The sequence below is a fragment of the Streptococcus pluranimalium genome, from assembly GCF_047785705.1.
GTDB lineage: Bacteria > Bacillota > Bacilli > Lactobacillales > Streptococcaceae > Streptococcus > Streptococcus pluranimalium_A.
Window position 1 is genome coordinate 1 of sequence record NZ_JBLOJV010000093.1, and the last position, 946, is coordinate 946.

Consider the following 946-nt stretch of genomic DNA (forward strand, 5'->3'; position numbering starts at 1 on the left):
CTCGCTTTTTAGAAAAAAGTTAATTCTGTTGAACATGGTCAAGATGTTTTGATTCTGCAAGAATAAAGACCAACTCTTGGCGTTGAACGGTTGAGCCAATCTATTTCAACTGGCCATGACACAGTCTTCACCCTTAAGGTCATGATGAACTATTTCTGGCGTAAATGGGTTAAAAATAGCTTAGCGGCGACCCCTAGCTTTCTGTCGTTTGTAGGTAATGATCTCTGTTTCACCTGGGTAAGTCTATGTCTTCTTCTGGGAGCTGGTCTTCTTCGAAGAGACTGAGTTGACCTGATGGGTTAGTGAGTTTCTCTGATGACTTGCCATAGCGTTTTTGAGTTAGATAAGCCACTTGCTCACGAAGGAGAGTGAGTTCATTTCTTAAACTTTCAATGATTTTATCTTGTGACTTCATAATCACCCTCCCATTTTTCTTTATGATACCGAAAAAAAAGCCATGATTTCATATAGAAACCACGACTTTTGGAAACATTTATTGTAGGAAAGATAGAAAATCCCTTCATGAGCCAGTCTACCTGCTCGGAAGTTAAGGCTTTGACCTCTTGTTCATTTTTGGCCAGGTCAATTTTCCATTCTCAAATCGCTTATAAAATAACCAGAAACCTTGTCCATCCCAATACAGCGATTTGAAACGATCTTTGCGTCCGCCGCAGAAAAGATAGACCTGCCCTAGGCTACTTAGTCGGATAGTCATCGTGTAATACCTTATCCAAGATTGTTTCTAGTGTCTCTTGGCTGATTGATTGAAAGCAGGTGAGTTCTACTTTTCCACGACGAATTTTCAACAGAAGATCATTTTTCTCTTTTTCTCAAATGGACGAGATTGTGGTGTGCCCAAGGGAACAATAGGGTGTGACATTATAATAACCTCCGGTTCTGTTTTCTAATAACAGTATACTAGAGGCATGGAAAATAAGATACATAC

2 protein-coding genes and 1 pseudogene are annotated in these 946 nt (G+C 39.7%); all 3 read right to left on the reverse strand.

What is annotated here, in order from left to right; translation table 11 throughout:
* Positions 1-229: 229 nt before the first annotated feature.
* The 3 genes and pseudogenes from ACMZ6Z_RS09445 to ACMZ6Z_RS09455 all read right to left on the reverse strand — a co-directional run bounded on the left by ACMZ6Z_RS09445 (position 230) and on the right by ACMZ6Z_RS09455 (position 880).
* Positions 230-415, reverse strand: coding sequence for a transposase domain-containing protein (locus ACMZ6Z_RS09445; RefSeq protein ID WP_416132271.1), 186 nt, complete (start codon positions 413-415; stop codon positions 230-232).
* A 132-nt stretch (positions 416-547) separates the two neighbouring features.
* Positions 548-715 (reverse strand): IS66 family insertion sequence element accessory protein TnpB, encoded by a 168-nt coding sequence (tnpB, locus tag ACMZ6Z_RS09450; protein ID WP_416132272.1) that lies wholly within the window; start codon positions 713-715, stop codon positions 548-550.
* Positions 696-880: pseudogene (locus tag ACMZ6Z_RS09455) on the reverse strand (hypothetical protein). Before ACMZ6Z_RS09455 ends, tnpB begins: the two are co-directional and overlap by 20 nt.
* Positions 881-946: the final 66 nt, after the last annotated feature.

Bases quoted from the DNA above. Each gene is read 5' to 3' on its own strand.
- ACMZ6Z_RS09445 (WP_416132271.1), bottom strand. From the start codon at position 415: ATGAAGTCACAAGATAAAATCATTGAAAGTTTAAGAAATGAACTCACT.
- tnpB (WP_416132272.1), bottom strand. From the start codon at position 715: ATGACTATCCGACTAAGTAGCCTAGGGCAGGTCTATCTTTTCTGCGGC.